Annotated in this window: 18 protein-coding genes; all 18 read right to left on the bottom strand. The window is 52.7% G+C overall.

Going from position 1 to position 21,287, the window contains the following annotated elements:
• Positions 1-58: 58 nt before the first annotated feature.
• The 18 genes from ffh to fmt all read right to left on the bottom strand — a co-directional run bounded on the left by ffh (position 59) and on the right by fmt (position 21,283).
• A complete protein-coding gene (gene ffh, locus FC49_RS03845; RefSeq protein WP_003715744.1) occupies positions 59-1,501 on the bottom strand; it encodes a signal recognition particle protein in 1,443 nt (480 codons plus the stop codon).
• Positions 1,502-1,843 (bottom strand): putative DNA-binding protein, encoded by a 342-nt coding sequence (locus tag FC49_RS03840; RefSeq protein WP_003715728.1) that lies wholly within the window; start codon positions 1,841-1,843, stop codon positions 1,502-1,504.
• A 10-nt stretch (positions 1,844-1,853) separates the two neighbouring features.
• Positions 1,854-3,242, bottom strand: coding sequence for a signal recognition particle-docking protein FtsY (gene ftsY / locus FC49_RS03835; protein WP_056984323.1), 1,389 nt, complete (start codon positions 3,240-3,242; stop codon positions 1,854-1,856).
• 11 nt (positions 3,243-3,253) lie between these two features.
• Positions 3,254-6,820, bottom strand: a complete 3,567-nt coding sequence (gene smc / locus FC49_RS03830) for a chromosome segregation protein SMC (protein WP_003715716.1) — start codon at positions 6,818-6,820, stop codon at positions 3,254-3,256.
• Positions 6,821-6,837: 17 nt separating this feature from the next.
• Entirely contained in the window at positions 6,838-7,536 is a 699-nt protein-coding gene (gene rnc / locus FC49_RS03825) for a ribonuclease III (protein ID WP_003713437.1), read from the bottom strand.
• A gap of 341 nt (positions 7,537-7,877) precedes the next feature.
• Positions 7,878-8,135 (bottom strand): acyl carrier protein, encoded by a 258-nt coding sequence (gene acpP / locus FC49_RS03820; RefSeq protein ID WP_003713297.1) that lies wholly within the window; start codon positions 8,133-8,135, stop codon positions 7,878-7,880.
• Between the two features lie 37 nt (positions 8,136-8,172).
• Positions 8,173-9,204, bottom strand: coding sequence for a phosphate acyltransferase PlsX (gene plsX, locus FC49_RS03815; protein WP_056984321.1), 1,032 nt, complete (start codon positions 9,202-9,204; stop codon positions 8,173-8,175).
• Positions 9,205-9,217: 13 nt separating this feature from the next.
• Positions 9,218-11,254, bottom strand: coding sequence for an ATP-dependent DNA helicase RecG (gene recG / locus FC49_RS03810; RefSeq protein WP_056984319.1), 2,037 nt, complete (start codon positions 11,252-11,254; stop codon positions 9,218-9,220).
• A gap of 74 nt (positions 11,255-11,328) precedes the next feature.
• The gene (locus FC49_RS03805) at positions 11,329-13,038 is read right to left on the bottom strand and encodes a DAK2 domain-containing protein (protein ID WP_056984317.1); all 1,710 of its coding nucleotides are present in this window, start codon (positions 13,036-13,038) and stop codon (positions 11,329-11,331) included.
• A gap of 25 nt (positions 13,039-13,063) precedes the next feature.
• The gene (locus tag FC49_RS03800; protein WP_003715705.1) at positions 13,064-13,426 is read right to left on the bottom strand and encodes an Asp23/Gls24 family envelope stress response protein; all 363 of its coding nucleotides are present in this window, start codon (positions 13,424-13,426) and stop codon (positions 13,064-13,066) included.
• Positions 13,427-13,589: 163 nt separating this feature from the next.
• A complete protein-coding gene (gene rpmB, locus FC49_RS03795; RefSeq protein ID WP_003713527.1) occupies positions 13,590-13,775 on the bottom strand; it encodes a 50S ribosomal protein L28 in 186 nt (61 codons plus the stop codon).
• Positions 13,776-13,901: 126 nt separating this feature from the next.
• Positions 13,902-14,558, bottom strand: a complete 657-nt coding sequence (locus tag FC49_RS03790; protein ID WP_003715710.1) for a thiamine diphosphokinase — start codon at positions 14,556-14,558, stop codon at positions 13,902-13,904.
• 172 nt (positions 14,559-14,730) lie between these two features.
• The gene (gene rpe, locus FC49_RS03785) at positions 14,731-15,384 is read right to left on the bottom strand and encodes a ribulose-phosphate 3-epimerase (protein WP_003715732.1); all 654 of its coding nucleotides are present in this window, start codon (positions 15,382-15,384) and stop codon (positions 14,731-14,733) included.
• Positions 15,385-15,395: 11 nt separating this feature from the next.
• Complete coding sequence (rsgA, locus tag FC49_RS03780) at positions 15,396-16,289, bottom strand: ribosome small subunit-dependent GTPase A (RefSeq protein ID WP_056984315.1); 894 nt, start codon at positions 16,287-16,289, stop codon at positions 15,396-15,398.
• A 16-nt stretch (positions 16,290-16,305) separates the two neighbouring features.
• Complete coding sequence (gene pknB, locus FC49_RS03775; protein ID WP_056984313.1) at positions 16,306-18,225, bottom strand: Stk1 family PASTA domain-containing Ser/Thr kinase; 1,920 nt, start codon at positions 18,223-18,225, stop codon at positions 16,306-16,308.
• Between the two features lie 18 nt (positions 18,226-18,243).
• The gene (locus FC49_RS03770; RefSeq protein ID WP_056984312.1) at positions 18,244-18,972 is read right to left on the bottom strand and encodes a Stp1/IreP family PP2C-type Ser/Thr phosphatase; all 729 of its coding nucleotides are present in this window, start codon (positions 18,970-18,972) and stop codon (positions 18,244-18,246) included.
• An 18-nt stretch (positions 18,973-18,990) separates the two neighbouring features.
• Positions 18,991-20,337, bottom strand: coding sequence for a 16S rRNA (cytosine(967)-C(5))-methyltransferase RsmB (gene rsmB / locus FC49_RS03765; RefSeq protein ID WP_056984310.1), 1,347 nt, complete (start codon positions 20,335-20,337; stop codon positions 18,991-18,993).
• On the bottom strand, positions 20,330-21,283 hold the full coding sequence (gene fmt / locus FC49_RS03760; RefSeq protein WP_056984307.1) for a methionyl-tRNA formyltransferase: 954 nt from the start codon (positions 21,281-21,283) through the stop codon (positions 20,330-20,332). Before fmt ends, rsmB begins: the two co-directional genes overlap by 8 nt.
• Positions 21,284-21,287: the final 4 nt, after the last annotated feature.

Raw genomic sequence — 21,287 nt, 5'->3', positions numbered from 1 at the left:
AAAAAACCAGCGCTACTAGCATCTGGAAATCCCAAATACTGGTAACGCTGGTTTTCGTTTACTTTTTCCGCATCTTGCGAAGTTTCTTAATCCGCTTGGCCTTATCCTTCTTCATCTTCCGGGCCATCCGGTTCATCGCCATCTGCCCCATCTTGCCACCGGGCATCTGGCCGCCGAAGAGGTTTTGCATCCCACTCATGTTGCCATTCGTGACCTGCTTCATCATCTTCCGCATCTGGTTAAACTGCTTAATCATCCGGTTGACCTCGACGATTGGCCGACCGGCACCAGCAGCTAGTCGGCGCCGACGACTGGGGTTCATCAGGTCAGGATTTTCCCGTTCCTCAGGGGTCATTGAGAGAACAATCGCCTTGATGTGGGCGAACTGCTTAGGATCAATGTTGATGTTCTTGAGTGCTGGATTGTTTGCCATCCCCGGCATCATCTTGAGGATGTTTTCCAGCGGCCCCATCTTGGTGACCTGGTCCATCTGGGCGAGAAAGTCGTTGTAGTCAAACGTATTTTCCCGCATCTTGTCCATCGTTTCCTGGGCCTGTTCTTCATCGAAGTTCTTCTGGGCCTTCTCGATCAGGGTCATCATGTCCCCCATGCCGAGAATCCGCGAAGCCATCCGGTCCGGGTGGAAGACATCCAGGTCCGCCATCTTTTCCCCTTCACCGACAAACTTGATTGGCTTACCAGTAACGGCCCGGATTGACATGGCAGCCCCACCACGGGTGTCACCATCGAGCTTGGTCAGGATAACCCCGGTAATGTCGAGTTTGTCGTCAAAACCCTGGGCGGTATTGACGGCGTTCTGCCCGGTCATCGAATCGATTACCAGCAGGATTTCGTCCGGGTTAACCAGCTCCTTGATGTTCGCCAGTTCGTCCATCAGCTGCTCGTCAATCTGGAGCCGGCCGGCGGTATCAATGATGACGTAATCATTGTGATTTTGCTTGGCCACTTCCATCCCCTCGCGGACAATTTCCACGGGGTCAACGTCAGTCCCCTTCTCAAAGACCGGGACGTCGATTTGGTCAGCGACCTGTTGCAGCTGGGTGATGGCGGCTGGCCGGTAAACGTCGGCCGCGATAAACATCGGGCGGGCGTGGTCCTCATTCTTCAGCCGGAGGGCTAATTTACCGGCAGTGGTCGTCTTACCAGCCCCCTGAAGCCCAACCATCATGATCACGGTCGGGATATGGGCGGCCTTGTTTAGCGGTACCGCCTCTTCCCCCATCAGCTTCGTCAGTTCGTCGTTCACGATCTTAACGATTTGCTGGGCCGGGTTCAAGCCCTTGAGGACCTCCGCACCGGCGGCCTTTTCCCGCACGGTCTTCACGAAATCCTTGACGACCGTAAAGTTAACATCGGCTTCCAGCAGGGCCAGGCGGATTTCCCGCATTGTTTCCCGCAGGTCGGCTTCCGTCACTTTCGGTTTGCGCCGAAGTTTTTCCATCGCCTTTTGCAGGCGTTCTGTCAATCCTTCAAATGCCATTTATTCTTCCTCCAAACTCTCTAAGTGGCTGACCAATTCATTGAGCTGGTCGTCATCTGGGTAATGGCTGCGCACGTACTGCTGAATCTCGTCAGCCTGACGATTGCGGGCCTGAAACTCAGCGTAGAGGTGCAGTTTTTGCTCGTAGTCTTCCAGAATGCTTTCCGTCCGTTTGATATTATCATACACTGCCTGCCGGCTGACGTGAAAGTTTTCCGCGATCTCGCCCAGCGAATAGTCATCCCCGTAGTACAGCTCTAAGTAGTCATTTTGTTTTTTAGTCAGTAGTGGTTGGTAGAACTCAAATAAGGAGTTGATCCGGTAATTTTTTTCGATTTCCATTGCGACGCTCCTAATCGACCTCGACCAGGCCCTTGAAGAGGCCGTAAACAAAGTCGCTGGCGTTGAACTTCTGCAGATCGTCCACCTTTTCACCCAGGCCGACATACTTGACTGGCAGGTGAAGTTCGTTCCTAATTGCGAGAACAATCCCCCCGCGAGCGGTCCCATCGAGCTTCGTCAGGACAATTCCAGTAACGTCGGTACTCTGCTTAAAGAGTTTGGCCTGGTTAAGGGCGTTCTGACCGGTCGTCGCGTCGAGGACCAGTAAGACCTCATGCGGTGCGTCGGGAATCTCCCGGGTCAGGATCCGCTTCATCTTCGCCAGCTCGTTCATCAGGTTGACCTTATTCTGCAACCGGCCAGCGGTGTCGACGAAGAGGACGTCATAGTCTTCCCGCTTTGCCTTTTGGACCGCGTCAAACACGACGGCCGCCGGATCACCGTTTTCGGGACCCGTCACAATATCAACGCCGTCCCGCTGGGCCCAAACGTCTAACTGTTCAGTAGCCCCAGCCCGGAAGGTATCGGCCGCCGCCAGCAGGACCTTCTTGCCCTGCCGCTTGAAGAGGGCCGCCATTTTCCCAATGGTGGTCGTCTTCCCGGCACCGTTAACCCCGACGAACATGATAACGGTTGGCCCTTCCGCGGCCATCCGCAGGTCGGGATTTTCACCCTGGCCCGCTTCTTCGTAGAGGTCGACCATCTTTTCGATGATGACGTTGGAAACCTCCTGCTTGCTCTTGGCATTTTCAAGTTTAACTTCTTCCCGCAGGCTGTCACTGAGCTTCATCGCCATGTCATAGCCAACGTCTGACTCAATCAGCATGTCTTCGAGGTCGTCAAAGAAGTCCTCGTCGACGTGGCGGAAGTTCGCCAGGAAGCGGTTCAAACGGGCACCAAAGCCGGTCCGCGACTTTTCCAAGCCCCGGTCATACTTTTTCTCCTGTTGGTCTTCACTTGGTGCGGTAGTGGTTGACTCTTCACCGCTTGGTGCTTGTCCGGCTGTCTCATCCGGCAGTTCTGAGGACGGTACCGCTGGAGAAACACTCGCCGCCAGCGTCGTTGACTGGTGGGCAGCAACCGTACTCAAGCTAGCTGCTGAACTAGCACTCGCAAGGCCGCTCGTACTAGCTGACAACGATGATTGACTAAGTGGAGCCGCCGCTTGGCTTACGCTGGTACTTAAACTGCTGCTGGCCGACTGGGAGACCGAACTTGACCGCTCCGTGCTGGCACTTGCCACACTGGCCTGCTGGCTGGTACTGCCACTAGTGGAAAGACTAGCTGCCACCGTCGTCGATGCGCTGGCCGACGCCGCGGTCGTCAACGATGTGGAAGCTGCGTGGTCACTCGCCGGTGTTTCCTTTTTGTGGCGGCGGAAAATATCAAATAATCCCATTCTGATTCCTCCTACTCTTCTTGGTCATTCAGGGTATCAATCACGTCTACGGAAATCATCTTCGACACCCCTGATTCTTGCATTGTCACCCCGTAGAGGACGTCCGCCCCCATCATGGTCCCCTTCCGGTGGGTAATTACGATAAACTGTGGTCCTTCTTTGCCAAAGCGTTGCAGGTAGTTAGCAAAGCGTTGGACATTAACTTCGTCTAGCGCTGCCTCCGGTTCATCCAGGATGGCAAAGGGGACGGGGCGAACCTTTAAGATGGCAAATAGTAAGGTAATCGCCGTGAGGGCCCGTTCACCACCTGACAAGAGGTTCAAATGCTGGTTCTTCTTTCCCGGCGGCTGGGCCATAATATCGACCCCGGTCGTCAAGAGGTCATGCGGATCGGTTAATTCCAGCTTGGCCCGCCCGCCAGCAAAAATCTGCCGGAAGGTTTCGTCGAAGGCAGCTGAGACCTCCTTGAAGGTGGTCATAAAGCGTTGCTTGACCTCACCATCCATCTCGTCCATCGTCTGCTGGAGTTGGGTCCGTGATTCCAGGAGGTCGTGCTGCTGGCCCTTTAGGAAGTCATAGCGCTCCTTGACCCGGTCATACTCTTCAATCGCGCTGACGTTGACCGTGCCTAATTCATCGAGGCCCCGTTGCAGGAGCTTTAGCCGCCGGGCCAGGTCAGCATCACTGATTTGCTGGTCAGCTTTTTGCCGGGCAGCAGTGATCGTCAATGAGTGGTGGTCCCGCAACTGGTTTTGCAGCTGGTCCAACTGGCCTTCACAACGAACCCGCCGTTCATTTAGGGCGTTCAGGTTATCAAGAGCGGCCCGCTCGAGGCTCATCAGCCGTTCCTGCTTGCTTTCAGCGGCGTTCAGTTGGTCAGCTAAAGCTGCCAGCTGATCGTCGGCCGCTGTCAACTGTTGACGGTAACCTGCCAATGCCTCTTGAGCCGTCGACAGTGCCGTCGCGGTATCCTCACCATGAGTTCCCTGCTGCCGGTAACGTTCTTCCAGTTGGTGAAGCTGTTGCCCCAGGTCAGCGGCGGCCGATTTCAATTGAGCTAGTTGCTGGTCGAGAGCAGCGGCCTGACGTTGATACTGCTGCTGCCGCTCCTTAGCAACCGCTAACCACTGCTGAAGTTCGTGGACCTGGTCATTTTGCGCGTCCGCGTTATGCCGCAATTGGGTAATTTGCTGGTTGACCTTTTCAGTTTGCTCCTTGACTGTCGCCAGTTGAGCATCAATCTGCTGCTGAGCCGCAGAGTTCGTCTGGAGCTGATCCTGATAAGAACTATGGCGGGAGGTCTGTTCATCAGTCTGGTATTGAAGGGTCGCCACCCGCTGGCCCGTCGTTTTGACCTGGTCAGCCAGGCGATTAAGGGCCGTCTCTGCCGTCCGCAGTTCGTCCGCTTGTTCCTGGGAAGTTGCTTGCAGGTCAGCCAATTTGGCCTGCCCCCGCTGCTGGGACGCCTGTAGCTTTGCAACCGTCGCTTCAGCCTGCTTAGCATTTTGCTGTTGGTCAGCTAGGAGGTTCGCCAGTTGCTGTCCGGTCTGCTTTTGCGTCAAAACTCCGGCACGCTGATGGCGATTGGCCCCCCCAGTCATCGCTCCGCTGGTATTAATTAATTGACCATCAAGGGTTACCACCCGGACCTGGTGGTGGCCAGCCCGGGCAATGGCCGTCGCGTTATCCAAGTTATCAACGACCACAGTGTTGCCCAGCAGGTAGTCAATAATTAGCTGGTAGCGCTGGTCATACTGGACCAAGTCGGTGGCCCGGCCAACGTAGCCCGGCATCCCCTCCAGGGTTGGCCAAATCGACAGCAGCCGCCGCGGACGGAGGGTGTCCAGAGGAAGAATCGTTACCCGACCAGCCCGTTGCCGCGTTAAGAAGCGAATAATTTCTTTCCCGGTGTCCTGGCGATCTACGACCAGTTGCTGGAGTTGCCCGCCGAGAACGGTTTCAATCGCCGTCGTAACGTTGGCTGGAGTCGTAATCAGCTCCCCGACTGCCCCGGCAAGCCCCGCAAACTGCTGCCGGTTGCGCAGGACACTTTGGACACCGTGATAGTAGCCGTCGTAGTCATCCTCACGCGCCCGGAAGTCCTTGATCCGAGCCGCGGTTGAATGAGCATCCCCCAGCAGCTGGTACCACTTTCGCTGCTGTTCCTGGTAACGGTTGGTCAATTGTTCCAGCTGCTCTTGGACACCAGTGAGTTCATGGTTAGTCGCCGCCAGGCGGTCCCGTTGCTGAGCCACTTCCTGCTGCTTAGCAGTTAATTCCCGCTGCTGGGCAGTCTGTTGCTCTTTCAACGCCGCCAGCTCGGCATCACTTTCCTTTTGGACGTTTAGCGCCTGCCGGTGGTTCTCCTGGAGGTAGTTGGCCTGGTTGTGCAGAGTCGTCTGCTGCTGGAGAAGTTCAATCTGCTGGTTGCGCAGTTCTTCTAGCCGGGCTTGCAGCTGCTGTAACCGTTCACTGGCTGTTTGCTGTTCAGCCGCTTGGAGCTGTTTCTTGTGTTCCGCCATCGTTTGCTCGTGAGCAGTCAAATCCTGCTTGACCGCGGCTAACCGCTTCTGCACTTGCTCTTGTTCCTGCTGGTTAGCACTAATTTGTTCACTCAGCCGGTGCTGCTCCTGCTCTTGCTGCTGGCGCTTGACCGTCGAAATCGACTGCTGGTTCTGATAATCAGCAATCAGCTGAGTTTGGCGCAAAATCGACTGGTTCGCGGCATCCTTGTCCCGTTGAAGGGCCGTCCGCTGCTGCTTGTACTTTTCTAATTCAGTATCAGCGGCCGCGGTCTTTTTACGGTACTGGTCAACCAGCTGCCGCGAGTCAGCCAGTTTGCCCTGCAACCGTTGCAGCTGGTCATGCTGCTGGTCATAATTGCGAACAAGTTGGGTCTGGTCCAGGCGGTCAAACTGTTCCTTTTGTTCCAAATAATCCTTTGCCAGCGCGCTTTGGTCAGCTAACGGTTCTAACTGACTAGCTAATTCGCTGATAATATCGTTGACCCGGTTAAGGTTGTCCATCGTCTGTCCAAGCCGCCGTTCCGCCGTTTGCTTATTTTTACGGTACTTAGCGACGCCGGCTACCGTTTCGATAATGGCCCGGCGGTCTTCCGGCTTCCCATTGAAGATTGCTTCAATTCGTCCCTGGGAAATAATTGAGAATGACTCCCGGCCCAGTCCAGAATCGATGAAGAGATCGACAATGTCTTTCAAGCGCACCTTATTACCATTGAGCAGGTATTCACTGTCCCCATTGCGGAACAGCTTCCGAGTAATGGTTAGTTCGTTAAAATCACTGGCAAGATAATGGTCACTGTTATCAAAGGTGATTGAGACCAGTGCCCGGTTCAGTGGTGCCCGGTTAGCGGCTCCATTAAAGATTACGTCCACCATCTTATCCCCCCGCAGGTGCCGGGCAGACTGTTCACCCATTACCCACCGGATAGCTTCAATGATGTTGCTCTTCCCACTCCCGTTTGGACCAACGATTCCGGTCATCCCCTCCTCGAACTTAATCGTTGTCTTGTTGGCGAATGACTTGAAGCCGTCAATTGTTAATGACAATAATTGCATACTAACCTACTCTCACGTTACTTCTTTGCTCGTAATTTCTTCAGGGCGCGCTGGGCTGCCTGCATCTCAGCCTGCTTTTTCGATGACCCTTGACCATCCGCAATGACCTGACCATTGGCTGCCACATCGACATGGAAGGCGGGGTTGTTCTCAGTCCCGCTCTCTTCAAGGAGGTGGTACTCGATCAAAACATCGCCATCCCGCTGGAGAAACTCTTGCAAGCTGGTTTTAGCATCAACAGCGTGGTCGAACCAGCCCATGTCCAGCTTCGGGAAGATGACCCGGCGGACAAACTTTTCAACTGCCGGCCGCCCTTGGTCAAGGTAAAGGGCCCCCACAAAGGATTCAAAAATATCACAGAGCAGTCCCGGCCGCTGGCGAGCACCCGCGAGTTCCTCCCCGTGACCCAGCCGGATGTACTGGTCAAAATGACACTCCTTGGCGAACTTAGAAAAGCTATCCTCGCACACCATAGCGGCCCGCAGGCGGGTCAGCTTACCCTGGGGCAACTCGGGATAGCGTTTATAAATATATTCTGAAACAATCAGTTCCAACACGGCATCGCCAAGGAATTCGATCCGTTCGTAAAACTTCAAATTCTGATGAGGGTGCTCATTGACATACGAAGCCTGGGTAAAGGCCTCTGCTAACAAGCGCGGGTCAGAAAAATGAATATCAAATTCCTTGGCCAAGTAGTCTTGTAGTTCTTCGATCATGTTTAGATTCCTTTCTTCTTACTATAAAAATTACATTCTTTTCTATTATACTAAACAAGTCCGCCCCGCGCAGGCTTTTCGCGATTTAAAAAGAAAAAAGCCCCACCATACGGAGAAGAGAAACCGGTCCAACTTGGTTAAGTACCCGTTCCTGATGTTTGCCGTTCACCGCGGGGCATGTCGGGAGAGTCCTTTGCTGGCTGACCAGCGGGCAAACTTACAGCCAGCGCCGTGGCATTCTTGCCTTTAAAATAGGAAAGAGGCTGAAGTTAATTCCCAGCCTCAACTATTACATAGATAAAAATGCTTCAATACAGTAGCCGGCCCACTGGCCTCCTAACTCAGTCAGCGGTATGCTGGTCGATGTAGTCCACCACTTCACCGATTGTACTGAGCTTTTCTGCTTCGTCATCGGCAATTTCCGCGTTGAAAGTATCTTCTAGTTCCAGGACAAATTCAACAAAATCAATCGAGTCGGCATCCAAGTCGGTCTTGAGATTCAAATCATCGGTAATCTTAGCCCGGTCAATATCGAAGTGGTCTGCCACGATTTCAGAAACCTTATTAAAAATTTGTGTACGCTTATCATTTTCAGCCATGGTAAATAACCTCACTTTATTAAATCCGAATCCTATTCTATTCGTTTTTGCCGTCCTTGTCCACTACCGCTTCCTGACCAAAAAAGTCGACCGTTTTCTCGATTACCCCAGAGGTCAGCATCGTCCGAATCTGACTGATCGTGTTAGCGACCGCCGTTGCATCGGAGGAACCGTGAGTCTTGACTACCGGCGCTTGTAGGCCGAGCAATACTGCCCCGCCGTAAGTCGACGCGCTCATCTTTTTGCCGATATTATGGAAGACTGGTTTTAAGAGGAGGTAGCCTAGCTTTGCCCGAAGGCCGCCATTTAAGATTCCATCCTTAATCAGGGTCAGCATCATCTTGGCAGTTCCTTCGGTCGCCTTCAAAGCAGCGTTGGCAGTCCAGCCATCACTGACCACCACATCAGCTTTACCCACAAGGAGGTCCCCCGATTCAATGTTGCCGACAAAATTAAGGTCACTCGCGGCATTCAACTGCTGCCACACATCCTTATGGAGCTTATCACCCTTATCTTCCTCGGCCCCGTTATTCAGTAGGGCAATGCGGGGGTTCGCGACCCCCAGGACATTTTCAGCATAAAACTTCCCGAGATAGCCGTACTGAACCAGGTTGCGTTCCTTGCTTTCAGCGTTGGCCCCGGTATCTAGGTAAACAAAACTCTGCCGGGTCGCACCGGGCTGGGTAATGGGCAAAATACTGGTTAAGCCGGGACGGTCGATCCCCTTGATCCGGCCCACGATAAAAATGCCGGCCGCCAATACGGCACCGGTATTGCCGGCAGAGAAGAAGGCATCCGCGCTGCCCTCCTTTACGGCCCGGGCTGCCCGTACAATCGAAGAATCCTTCTTCCGTCTGATTGCCCGGACTGGTTCTTCACCCATCGTGATTTCTTCGGTAGTCTCAATGACCGTCAGCCGTTCATCGTTTTTAATCAGCGGCTTAACCTGTGCCGGGTCGCCAAAAAGTTGGAATTCGAGGTCCGCGTACTGGTCACGTGCCTGTTCGACCCCCGCAATAATCGCCTGAGGGGCATTGTCGCCCCCCATAGCGTCAACAGCAATTTTCATTATTATCTACTCCTTAGTCAAAGTGTGTTTCAAGCTGGTGGCGTTGCAGATATAACACCAGCGGCTGATTATCGTCCTGTTTGTCCCAGTGAGGAGTCCGCAAGAGGTCGGCCGCATCCTGTCGCGCCACCTGAAGCATTTTAAGGTCACCAACCGGATCGCCAACTTTGAATTCTGGCATTCCCGACTGCTTACTGCCCAGGACATCGCCGGACCCCCGCAGCTCCATATCACGCTGGGCGACGACAAAACCATCATTCGTCTCGACCATCGTTTTCATCCGCTGCTTACCGTCATCCGTCTTCGGGTCGGCAAGTAGCAGGCAGTAACTCTGTCGGTCCCCACGACCAACCCGGCCCCGGAGCTGGTGAAGCTGCGCTAATCCAAAGCGATCAGCATTGTAAATCAGCATGACCGTCGCGTTCGGGTTATCAACGCCGACCTCAATCACCGTGGTGGAAACCAGAAGCTGGTACTCACCCCGTTGGAACTTGTGCATTGCCTGCTCCTTTTCCTCAGCAGACATTCGGCCATGCAGCAAGCCGACCTGGTAGTGGGGCTGAAAATACTCTGCCAGCTCATTGTATAAGTCGGTGGCGTTTTGGACGTCGAGCGCCTCAGATTCCTCAATCAATGGACTAACGATGTAGGCCTGGGCCCCCGTGGCGAGCTGGTCGCGCAGGAAATGAAGGGCTTCACTCTGCTGGTCGACCTTTAACCAGCGGGTTTCAATCGCCTTCCGTCCCGCAGGCAGCTCATCGATCACGGAAACGTCCATTTCCCCATAAGCGGTGATCGCCAGGGTCCGGGGAATTGGTGTCGCCGTCATTGCCAGGACATCCGGGTGGGCGCCCTTTTCACGCAGAAGCTGCCGTTGGTTGACCCCGAAGCGGTGCTGCTCGTCAGTGATTACCAGACCGAGGTTGGCATACTCAACGTCGTCCTGGATGAGGGCGTGGGTCCCAATAATCAGGTTGATTTCTCCCCGCTTGATGGCCCCCGTAAGTTCCCGGTGCTGCTTAGCGGTCAAAGAACCAGTCAGCAGGCCAACGTGAACGTGGGTCCCCGCGAACACCCGGGACAGCTTTTCAGCGTGCTGGGCGGCCAAAATTTCTGTCGGAGCCATCAGGGCGGCCTGATAGCCAGCCGTAATCGTTGCGTAGATGGCAATCGCCGCGACGATGGTCTTCCCCGACCCGACATCCCCCTGCAGAAGGCGGTTCATCTGGTAAGGCTCACGCAGGTCACGACAGATTTCATTCACGACCCGTTTTTGCGCTCCGGTCAACTCGAAACCGATTCCTGCAATAAACTCCTTTAATTCGTCATTGCGGTACAAAATACGGTCACCATTCGCGTGCCGGCGGGCCTGCCGAATGGCCTGTAAGCGCAACTGAAACAAGAAAAACTCCTCATAGGCAGCCGTCCGCCGCGCGGCCTTGGCCTGACCCACGTTCTCCGGGAAGTGCAGGGCTTTAATCATCGTCCGCCGGTCCAGCAGACGATAGTGCTGACGAAGTGACGCCGGCAGGAGGGTGGGAATAACGTTTTGGTACTCATCAAAAGCCTGCTTGATCAGCCCCCGGAGCGTTGCCTGGCGAATATGCTTATTGACCGAATAAACCGCTCCCGAATCGGCCTGCTCCTGGTCACCAGCAGACAGGAATTTATTTGCCGTAACCTGGGCACGTTGGGCATCCCACTTCCCCATTACCGTAACGGTTTGCCCCAGCGCGACCCTTTTCGCGAGGTAGGCCTGGTTAAAGAAGGTCACCATGATTACCCGCGGGCCGACTTGGAGGCGAAAACTGAGGCGACTTCGCCGGTAGCCGAAGTGGGAGAGGAGGGGTTCGGACACCACCGTCCCTTGGGTAGTGATTCGTTGCCGGTCTTGGACGTTCTCCAAATCTGCTGGAGTAACATCGTCATAGCGGTTTGGATAGTAAGTCAGGAGATCTTCGACCGTGTCAATGCCGAGGGTCGCCAGGTCCGCGGCCCTTTTTGGCCCCACGCCCTTTAATACTGCTACCGGATCCTGTAAGCTCTTCATCTTCTCCCCTCCTTCCTACGTAAAAAGAGGCTGGGAAAAGCCAACCTCACCTGTTGCTTTAGTCTATCAGTAAACTACTCAACTGAAATCAAGTATGGGTACACTGGCTGTCCACCCTCGTAAATCTGAATATCCAGTTCGTCGTCAACTTCTTCTACGGCCGCTTTAATTGCCTGGGCAGTTTCCTCCGTGCCGTCTTCTCCGTAGAGGATTGTCACGATTTCACTATCCTCGTCAAGCATCTTCTTGACCATTTCAATCGCGGTTTCCTCCAGGTCGGGGTTAGTCTCAACAATTTTGCCGTCGACAATTCCCAAGTAGTCGTTCTTCTTAATTTCCTGACCATCAATGGTCGTGTCGCGAACAGCATGGGTGACTTCCCCACTAGCAACGTTGCCAATGTTGGCCTCCATGCTTTCCTGGTTAGTAGCCAGGTCTGCTTCTGGATTGTAATCCAGCAACGCTGACATCGCTTGGGCAATCGTCTTGGCATGAACGACCCGGGTTGGGATTTCCGCTACCTCTGCCGCCTGTTCAGCCGTCATGAAGATATTGCCGTTATCCGGCAAGACCAGCGCCTGCTTGGCACCACTCTGGTTAATGGCATCCACGATGTCCTTGGTGCTAGGGTTCATCGTTTGTCCGCCACTGATGATGTGGGTCACGCCCAGGCTCTTTAAGAGCTTGATCACCCCATCACCAGAAGCGACCGCAATGACCGCAGTTTCTGGTGCAGGCTCAGTTTCTGCCGGCTGGGATGCCTGCTCATCAGAAGTAGCTGCGTCGCCCTCGTCATCATGTTCCATAATCTCTTCCTGCTGCCAGACCATGTTATGGATTTCAATCGTCTGCAAATCACCAAATTCCTGTCCCCATGACAAAACCTGTCCCGGGTGTTCAGTGTGAACGTGAACCCGGACAACCTGGTCGTCATTTAGGACCAGCAAACTGTCGCCAAGTTTAGCCAGGTAGTTGTAGAAAGTATCGTAATCAAACTTTTTGGTTACTTCCTTCCCCTTCCCTAGGCGAACCAGCATCTGGGTACAGTAAGTGTACTTGATGTCAGCAGGGTCTAGTTTACCCTGAACGCTTTGGTGGTCCATTGCGTTAACCATTTCATCTACCTCAGCCTGATCAGGCTTGTAGTCGGCACTCTTAGCAACTTCCTTGCCGCTAAGGGATTCGTCAAAGGCTTCAAGAACATCAACCAGGCCCTGACCACCAGAATCAACTACACCGACTTCTTTAAGCACCGGCAGCAATTCAGGGGTCTTTTGCAAGGCAGCCTTGCTAGCTTCGTAAATGGCATTGACGATTTCAACCATGTCTTCGGTCTGCTTGACCTTGTTTAAGCCGGCCTGAGCTGACTCCCGCACTACCGTTAAAATCGTCCCTTCGGTTGGCTTCATCACCGCCTTATAGGCAACTTTGGCACCATTAGCGTATGCGTCCACAAAATCTTGGGCATTCAAGGTCTGCTTGCCAGCAGCGGCCTTGGCAAAGCCCCGGAAAATTTGGGAGAGGATTACCCCCGAATTTCCGCGGGCCCCCATCAGCAGGCCCTTAGCCAGTGCAGCACTGAGGTCACCAACATTATCACTTGCCGCTTCCCGCTCGTACTTAGCACCGCTCGCCATTGAGGACGCCATATTCGTCCCGGTATCACCATCAGGAACAGGGAAAACATTGAGCGAATTAATAAAGTCCGCCTGTTGGTTTAACTTATCGGCAGCGGCTTGCACCATCTTGCCGAATTCAAGATTTGTAATTTCTGTTACAGCCAATTAAAATTTCCTCCCGTGTTCCATCCTAGTCTTCTGTTGAGCGGACACCTTGGACGCAGACGTTAACGGCGTCCGCGGTGATGCCGAGCATTGATTCCAGGTTATACTTGACTTTCGCCTGGACGCTCTTGGATACTTCTGAAATCTTGGTACCGTAGCTGACGATAATATTCACGTCAACGACGATTCCGTTATCCTGCTGGCGCACAACCACGCCCTTGTTGAAGTTTTCCCGGCGCAGAATCTGGTTAACACCATCGCGCACCGGGTTCCGGCTTGCCATTCCAACAACACCGTAATTATCCGTAGCGGCACCACCAACAACGGTCGAAATCACATCGTTATCAATGTCAATTGTTCCCGCTTTTGTTTTAATTTTTACTGCCATCGTCATGGCCTCCCTGTTAGTTAGTAAATCATTCTCTTTACAATTAACAATATCATAGCATAGCACACTAATAATAAAAAGTAACCCCAATAAAAAGTAGTTAATGGGGTGTTGTAATTTGGGTAAAAAATAAGCCGCCCACAATGGACGGCATCATTTTTAATTAAACCCGAGTCACTTTACCGGACTTTAAGGTACGTGCTGAAACGTAAACCTTCTTTGGCTTACCGTTAACCAAAATGGTTACCTTTTGCAAGTTAGGCTTCCAGCTACGACGACTTGAGTTAAGGGCGTGAGAACGCTTGTTACCAAAGCGTGTCCGTTTACCGTTGATGAAATCTTTAGCCATTGGTGATACCCTCCTCTTTATTACAGTATTGTTTATACGCATATCTGCGCTGTAACTCACCTAATTAATTTACCATAGCGGTTAGCACAATGCAATAGTTTTCTTTCAAGTATTTTCCCTTGACAGCTATAATTGCGGCTGGTCCGCTGCTTGGATTACCGCTACTACCCCGCTGGCAAAGTTAAAGTGGTTCTCCGCCGCCGTAAAGCGGTTGCTGGACCAGGAAAACGGAATCGAACTTGACCAGTCAGCAAGCGGGTACTGCTCGTCTACCAAGTTTAAGCCCGTGACCGGCGTGAGGTTGACAAAGGCCAAGTAGTCCTTATCGGCTTCCTTAGTAATCGTATAGGAACCCGGCTGGTAGTAGCTGACTGTGTTGCCCCGGTCCAAGAGCCGGATCCGGTCGAGATAGTCCCGAAAATCATCCTGGAGAGGCAGGTACAGGTTAGCCAGGAGGTGGTCAAGCCGGCCGCCAGTAGCACCAAAAATATCGATTTGCGTTGGCTGGAAACGGTCAATTGCCAGCTTGACTCCCAGCTGAGTATCCGTGAAGTCCTTCGCCGGCGGGAAAGTTTCAATCTCTGCCAAGTGCTGCCGGAGCCGTGCAAACTCCGCCTGGCTAGTCGAATCAAAATCGCCAATTGCTACTGCGGGCGTGATTCCCCATTTCAGGAGCAGACTCGCACCGTGGTCAACCGCAATCCAAGTTTCCGCCTGACGTACCCGGACCACTTCCTGGGGAACCAGCCCAACCGGTCCCCCGACCAATAAATTAACCCGCATTAATGCTTCCTCCTCACTTGAAAACATCCTAAAATGCTTCGATTATGAAGCCGAAACAGCCTCTAAAGTTCGCTTGAGAAACTTTAGAGGCCGTTAACGCGCCGTAATTCACCTAAAAAGGTTTGGGAAGCAACTGCCTCCTTAATGATCTGCTCCGGCGCAGGAAAACAACTTATTTTGTCGCGTTCCGCAGTGCTTCAATCCGTTCTGCCGGGTCGTCAGCGTTAAAGACGTAGGAACCCGCCACTGCCACGGTAGCACCGGCCTGGTAGCAGTCCTTGACGGTTTGGTCGTTGACCCCACCATCAACTTCGATGTCAAAGTCATAGCCCTTTTCCTGCTTAATAGCGTTCAATTGGGCAATCTTATCAACGGTTTCAGGAAGGAACTTCTGACCACCAAAGCCGGGGTTGACGGTCATTACTAGAACCTGGTCGACCATGTGCAGGACCGGTTCGATCATTGCCACTGGCGTACCAGGGTTGATGACAACTTCTGCCTTGACGCCACCGTTCTTAATGATTTGCAGTGCCCGGTGAATGTGCTGGGTAGCCTCGACCTGGACACCGATAATGTCAGCCCCAGCGTCAATAAACATTGGGAGGATGTGTTCTGGGCTTTGAACCATCAGGTGGACATCCAAGGTCATATTAGTGATTGGCCGAATGGCTTTAACGAAACCAGGTCCGTAAGAAATACTTGGCACGAACGTCCCGTCCATCACGTCGATGTGGAGGTATTCAGCCCCGGCCTGTTCAACCTTTTCAATGTCCTTTTGCAAGTTTACGTAATCAGCACTCAAAATTGATGGTGCAACCTTAATCATTCTAAATTCCCTCATTTCTTGTAGTTTGGCTTCTGGTGGACGATGATGTCATGAAACTGAACATAATCGTCATACCGACTCTTCATGATTATACCATGTTCCAGCGCGTCCTTCACTGCACACCCCGGTTCTTTCAGGTGGAGGCAGCCGCGAAATTTACATTCAGGCGCCAAGCGACGCATCTCGGGGAACAGCGACGGCAACTCTTCCACCGTCATGTCAAAGGTTTCATAAGATGAAAAACCAGGTGTATCAGCAATCAACGCGCCATCAACGTCTAACAGACTTACCTTGCGGGTTGTATGCCGGCCCCGCTTTAGTGCCTGGGAAATTTCCCCGGTCGCAAGGTCCATCCCCGGCACAAGGTGGTTCAACAGCGTTGACTTACCGGCCCCCGTTTGCCCCATCATCGTGACAACCTTCCCCACCAGGAGTCCCTTTAGCTTAGCCAGTTGCTCCGGTGCAAATGGTTCCCGGTTGAAAAAGACTTGATAGCCAATATTGGCATAACCAGTCGCCACTTCTTGCAATTGGGCGAACTGTTCTGCCGTCAGCAGGTCGGTCTTGGAAAAATAAACTACGGGAGTAATCCGCTGCTCTTCCAACCCCACGAGCTGCCGGTCAAGCAAGTTGGGTGAAAAGGCCGGCTGGGTTGTAGCCGTGACCACAACCGCAACGTCAATGTTGGCCACGGGCGGCCGGACCAACAGGTTGCGTCGGTCTAAAATTTTGAGCAGGTAACCTGATGTCCCATCATCGTTGACCGTAAATTCCACGTGGTCGCCCACGACCGGTTTAACCTTCTTTTGACGAAAATTTCCCCGGCCCCGGGTCCGGTACAGCTGGCCATCTGCCAACACGTCATAGAAGCCGCTTAAAGATTGCTGTATGATTCCTGTCTTCACGTCACACCTCCGTTACTTAACCCGTGATGTTAGTAGCACTCATAATTGTCCGACCATTGCGAACGACCCGGTAAGCCCCCATCTGACCATTCCGAAGGGTGAACGGGACGTTAATGGTTGTTTCCTGGTTAATCGTAATGTCCTGGTACTCCATCGTCAGGTTGTGGTTAGCATCCCGGATATAAATCTGGACCCGGTTTTCCCGCTGACCACCATTGCCATCAAACGGAATATTGATTTGAATATTGGTCGTTTTCGTCTGGTTGCCCGAATTAGCCAGCGTCACGGTCAAGGTATCGCCGTGGTTCAACACGCCACCAGCCTTAGGAGTCTGACTAATCACGTGGTTGGTTGCCACTGTCTTGGATTTTTTCTCCTGGGTGGTTAGCTGGAGCTTGTGTTCATTGGCAAACTTTTGAACAACGCTAATGTCTTGGTTCCGGAAGTTGGGAATTTTGATGTTCTCTTTTCCAGAACTCACCTGAAAGTTGATTACGTTGCCGCTAGTCGCCACCACTTTACCCTTGCTGTAATTCTGCTTAATAATCATCCCTGGATCGACCGTGTCGGAATGAAGCTCCTGCTTCCGCACCGTAAAGCCCTTGGCGCGGAGTGAAGAAGCCACTTCATCATAGCTATCGCCTACATAGTCTGCCATCGTCATGTTTTTGACACCGGTGCTGACGGTCAGGTCAACGGTGCTGTTAACCCGTTTCTTTGAACTGATCCCCGGCGTGGTTGAAATAACATGGTTTTTATCGACCTGCTGGTTAGTAACCCGGGTAATATTTCCGACGCGAAGCCCCTGCCGGTTAAGGGTCCGTTCCGCTTGGATTGGCGTCTGCCCCTCGACATCAGGAACGATTACCTGACGGAACATAAACCACCAGCTGGCAACTGCCAGTCCAACTACCGCCACTGCCGCGATTCCGGCAGTCCAGTAGCGGGCATGGTGTTTCCCCTTGGCTGGCTGCGTGGATTCAGACTCTTCCTCCTGATCCTGCTCTTCTTGGCTGGCATCTGCTGCCCGAATCTGCTTAGCAATTTCAGCGGTGGAAAGGACCTTCGTCTTGCCATCGTCACACTCGGCATGCCACTTCGGCTCGCCATCCCGGGCGGAATCTAAACTAGTTGCCAGATCTGCCGCCATTTCTTGAACACTAGCATAGCGTTCGTGCGGGTTCTTAGCGGTCGCCCTGAGGACCACGTTTTCTAGGGGCTGGGGAATCCGGCTATTAACCGTACGCACTGACGGAATGTCTTCGCGGAAGTGTTTAAGGGCAATCGAAACCGCCGTCTCCCCCTCAAAGGGAACCGTTCCCGTCAGCATCTCATAAAGAATTATTCCCAGCGAATAAATATCCGACTGCTTGGTTGCAATGCTCCCCCGCGCCTGTTCTGGCGAGAGGTAATGAACCGACCCCATTAAAGTATTCGTCTGGGTCAGCGAATTTTGGGAGGTCGCAACCGCAATCCCAAAATCGGTGATTTTAATATTCTTATTAGCATCAATCAGTATATTCTGTGGCTTTAAATCACGGTGGATGATTCCCCTATTATGGGCGGCCTCAACAGCTGACAGGACTTGTTCCATGATATCAACTACTTGGGGCAGCGGAATCGGGTAGTGCTGCTTGATAAAAGCCTTCAGATCCGTCCCTTGCACGTATTGCATCACCATGTACTGCATTCCGTTATCTTCACCAACGTCGTAAACCCCTACGATATGGGGATCATTCAGCTGGGTTGCCGCCAATGCTTCACGGTGAAAACGCCGTTTAGTGTCTGGATCGTCCCGTAAGTCCAACCGCAGGAGCTTAACCGAAACATCACGATCTAAAACCAAATCATGAGCTAAGTAAACGTTTGCCATTCCGCCCTCACCTAAGGAACGGATAATCCTGTATCGGTGACCGATTATGTCTCCAGGATTCATACTCAACCCTCCTGGCTATTATTCATTTAATCCAATCAAGACGGTGATATTATCTGGGCCGCCGGCTGCATTTGCCAGTTGCACTAGCTGCGCGCACTTATCACTGCAGGAGGCTGTTGTCAGCAGAACTTCCTTGATTTTTTCCTTATCAACAGTCTTAAATAGGCCGTCTGAGCACATTAGTAGTTGGTCACCAGGAGCAAACTTAAACCGATTTACTTCAATTCGTGCATCGGGAGAAATTCCAATTGCCCGGGTAATAATATTGCTCTGCGGAAGTTTCAGGGCCTCTTCTTCTGTAATATCGCCGCTCTTAACTAATTCATTTACAAGGGAGTGGTCGATCGTCACCTGAGTCATTAAGCCATCGTGAAAAAGATAGCCCCGGCTATCACCAATATTGGCAACCACCAAGGTTTCCGCAAAAGCAATCGCGGCAACCATCGTCGTTCCCATCCCCTGGTAAATCGTTTTTTCTTTTGATTTTGTTAAAATTTCATCATTAATCAGCTGGGTTTCTCGGGCAAACCACCGGATTGCTTCCAGCGGTGTCTCCGGCCCAGTTGTCATAAATCGATGACCAAGCTGTTTGACAGTGATTTCCGCCGCAACATCGCCACTGCGGTTACCACCGATTCCATCGGCAATCACCACTAGCTGATTTCCGCGTTGATTGGTAAATTGGGCGACCCGGTCTTGGTTTTGCGACCGCCGGTGCCCAACGTCTGTTTGATAAGCAACTTGCATTCTAGTGCTAATTCCCTTCTAAAGAATCCGTTGAAGACTACTGATAAAGAATCCGTCTGACCCATAGTCAGAAGGCAGAATCGTCAACGTGGCTGATGCTCGATCATCTTTTAAGTTCCGTGACGTTTTAGTTGTTAGCAGCCGAAAGTCGGAATGTGCCGCCAAGAATTCTTGGACCGTCTGCTCATTCTCTTGCTGCAAAATTGTGCACGTACTATATGTGATTATACCGCCTTTTTTCACTTTTGGGGCAACTGCATTTAAAATACTTCCCTGGATTTGGTGTAAATTTTGTGAATCAGCCAGTTTTTTCGTATAACGAATCTCTGGTTTGCGGCGGAGGAGGCCAATCCCGCTACAAGGAGCGTCAACTAAAATCTTATCAAAACTTTCATCGGCAAACTCCTCGTCCACCCGCCGAGCATCCAGAGTATGAGCGACTACCCGGTCGTCAACCTGCATCCGACGAGCGTTTTTTTGAATCAAGCGGGCCTTGTGCTGGTGAATATCTAAGGCGTCGACGCGCCCGCCTGCCGTAGGATCAAGCCGTTCCGCAATTTGTACCGTTTTTCCCCCAGGTGCCGCACAAGCATCCAGGACCCGGTCACCAGGCTGGACAGCCATGCTATCGACAGCCAGCATCGCGCTTTCGTCCTGGACCGTGATCTGCCCGGTCGCAAATAAAGGTGAGTCCAGGATTTCCCCCTTGGTAATCACCAAAGCGTTGGGAGCTACACGGCTCTCCTGATATTCGATCCCGGCCGCATGCAGTCTGGCCTTCACAGTTGCCAGGTCCGTAACCGCGGTATTAACCCGTACGACCAGTCTGGCCGGATCGTTAACGGCTTTCAGAATCTGGGCTGCCTGTGCTCGTCCATACTGAGCGCCCAGTTCATGAACAAGCCAGCGAGGAATGCTATATTGAACCGCCAGTCGTTCTTCCGGGTCCTGAACCTGGTCAAAGTCCGGGAACCCCCGTCGTAAGACTGCGTGTAAAACCCCCGTTACGAACTTCCGAATACCGGGATTTCTCCAGTGCTTGGCAATTTCAATCGTTTCATCCGTGACCGCCCAGTCAGGGACCCGCTCCAAGTAGTGGTACTGGTAAAGAGCCGTCAGCAGGAGGGTTTCCACCCAGGAATCCAGCCGTTTACCTTTTACAAACGGTTGCAGCCAGTATTCCAGGGTCAGCTGGTGCTGGAGCGTCCCGTACACGATTCGCGTCGCCAGTCGGCGGTCACTATCATTCAAGTGGTATTTGCTGAGGAGTTGGTTTAACTGTAAATTGGAATAGGCACCTTGCCGGCGGATCCGGTCGAGGGCCGTCAGCGCGACTTCACGCGCCGTCATGTCTTGCTTAGTCATCGCTTACCGCTTGAGCTCCTTCCGTCAAGTCCTGGTGACCATTTAAGTAGGCAGTAATATCCATTGCCTGTTTCCCTGCTGGTTTCAACCGGTTGATCTGGTAGGTTGTGCCATCGCCAGCCGCTAAGACCAGCTGGTGTTTAGTTGCCCGAACGACCTGCCCCGGCTGTAAATTCGTTTTTTCGTCCAGGGGGGTTACATCATAAATTTTCGTCCGTAAGCCATCAATGACCATATTCCCCAGTGGCGCCGGCCGCAACCCCCGGACCTTGTTATCAATTTGGTCCGCCGGCAGTCGGTAGTCGATCCGTTCCTGGGCCGTCGAGATGTTTGGTGAAAAGACTACTTGGGATTCATCCTGGGGAGTCGCGGTGGCATTCCCATCGATCAGCTCAGGGAGCGTCTCCAGCAGCAAATCGCGGCCAAGAATACTCAGCTTATCAAACATCGTGCCATTATCATCATCTTTTTCAATCGGGATGGCCCGCTGGGCAAGTACATCCCCTGCGTCCATCTGCTTGACCATGTACATGATAGAAATTCCCGTCTCAGCATCCCCATTGATAATGGAATATTGGACCGGCGCCCCACCCCGGTATTTCGGCAGGAGGGAACCATGGACGTTTACCGCGGCAATTTTAGCCGCCGCGAGTAGTTTGCTCGGCAGGAATTGCCCGTAGGCCGCCGTAATCAGCAAATCCGGCTGGAGGGCGATGATTTCGTCCATTTCAGGGCTCTTGTTTAGCTTAGCCGGCTGGAGAACCTTGATATTATTATCAACCGCCAACTGCTTAACTGGTGAAGGGGTCAAAACGTGCTTGCGACCGACCCGGTGGTCAGGCTGTGTCAAAACGGCTTGAACGTCATACTCAGGCTGGTCTAACAAGCCCTGTAAAACCGGCACGGCAAACTGGGGAGTTCCCATAAATATGATTGAAGTGGTCATAAAT

This window comes from Limosilactobacillus oris DSM 4864 (assembly GCF_001434465.1).
Taxonomy (GTDB): Bacteria; Bacillota; Bacilli; order Lactobacillales; family Lactobacillaceae; genus Limosilactobacillus; species Limosilactobacillus oris.
Note: the sequence above shows the minus strand (reverse complement) of the source record. Positions and strands in the feature narration are given on the sequence as shown.

Bases quoted from the DNA above. Each gene is read 5' to 3' on its own strand.
- ffh (WP_003715744.1), bottom strand. From the start codon at position 1,501: ATGGCATTTGAAGGATTGACAGAACGCCTGCAAAAGGCGATGGAAAAA.
- FC49_RS03840 (WP_003715728.1), bottom strand. From the start codon at position 1,843: ATGGAAATCGAAAAAAATTACCGGATCAACTCCTTATTTGAGTTCTAC.
- ftsY (WP_056984323.1), bottom strand. From the start codon at position 3,242: ATGGGATTATTTGATATTTTCCGCCGCCACAAAAAGGAAACACCGGCG.
- smc (WP_003715716.1), bottom strand. From the start codon at position 6,820: ATGCAATTATTGTCATTAACAATTGACGGCTTCAAGTCATTCGCCAAC.
- rnc (WP_003713437.1), bottom strand. From the start codon at position 7,536: ATGATCGAAGAACTACAAGACTACTTGGCCAAGGAATTTGATATTCAT.
- acpP (WP_003713297.1), bottom strand. From the start codon at position 8,135: ATGGCTGAAAATGATAAGCGTACACAAATTTTTAATAAGGTTTCTGAA.
- plsX (WP_056984321.1), bottom strand. From the start codon at position 9,204: ATGAAAATTGCTGTTGACGCTATGGGGGGCGACAATGCCCCTCAGGCG.
- recG (WP_056984319.1), bottom strand. From the start codon at position 11,254: ATGAAGAGCTTACAGGATCCGGTAGCAGTATTAAAGGGCGTGGGGCCA.
- FC49_RS03800 (WP_003715705.1), bottom strand. From the start codon at position 13,426: ATGGCAGTAAAAATTAAAACAAAAGCGGGAACAATTGACATTGATAAC.
- rpmB (WP_003713527.1), bottom strand. From the start codon at position 13,775: ATGGCTAAAGATTTCATCAACGGTAAACGGACACGCTTTGGTAACAAG.
- FC49_RS03790 (WP_003715710.1), bottom strand. From the start codon at position 14,558: ATGCGGGTTAATTTATTGGTCGGGGGACCGGTTGGGCTGGTTCCCCAG.
- rpe (WP_003715732.1), bottom strand. From the start codon at position 15,384: ATGATTAAGGTTGCACCATCAATTTTGAGTGCTGATTACGTAAACTTG.
- pknB (WP_056984313.1), bottom strand. From the start codon at position 18,225: ATGAATCCTGGAGACATAATCGGTCACCGATACAGGATTATCCGTTCC.
- FC49_RS03770 (WP_056984312.1), bottom strand. From the start codon at position 18,972: ATGCAAGTTGCTTATCAAACAGACGTTGGGCACCGGCGGTCGCAAAAC.
- rsmB (WP_056984310.1), bottom strand. From the start codon at position 20,337: ATGACTAAGCAAGACATGACGGCGCGTGAAGTCGCGCTGACGGCCCTC.
- fmt (WP_056984307.1), bottom strand. From the start codon at position 21,283: ATGACCACTTCAATCATATTTATGGGAACTCCCCAGTTTGCCGTGCCG.